Genomic DNA, 452 nt, shown 5'->3' with positions numbered 1-452 from the left:
CTGTCGACATCGGAAGCATCMAGCTTGCCGCCRGTGTTYTGGGCAGTGTCGGTCTCCGTCAGTTCCTGGGTGCTCGTTCCTGTGATGAGGGCCGCRTCATTGGTGCCGTGAATGGTGACGGTGATCACCTGTGAGGTGCCATCCGCCGTGGTCACGGTGATGCTGTCGGTATAGTCRTGRCCYGCCTTGAACTCGTCATGGGCRTCGTTCATGACATARGTCCASGTGCCGTCGGCGGCGATSGAGAACTTGCCGAAGCCRTGGCTGCCATCGACATCCGTCTGCACATCGAAGGCGGCMGAGCTGTCGACATCGGAAGCATCAAGCTTGCCGCCGGTGTTCTGGGCGGTGTCGGTCTCCGTCAGTTCCTGGGTGCTCGTTCCTGTGATGAGGGCCGCGTCATTGGTGCCGTGGATGGTGACGGTGATCACCTGTGAGGTGCCATCCGCCGC

General features: G+C 61.3%; 1 protein-coding gene. It reads right to left on the bottom strand.

Features of this window, described 5'->3' with window-relative positions:
* Positions 1 to 452 (bottom strand): VCBS domain-containing protein (locus AC1DYF_RS40395; protein WP_477884561.1); only part of this gene is annotated, 452 nt, incomplete at both ends.

It is taken from the genome of Rhizobium sp. P2_G9, from assembly GCF_056403475.1.
Note: the sequence above shows the minus strand (reverse complement) of the source record. Positions and strands in the feature narration are given on the sequence as shown.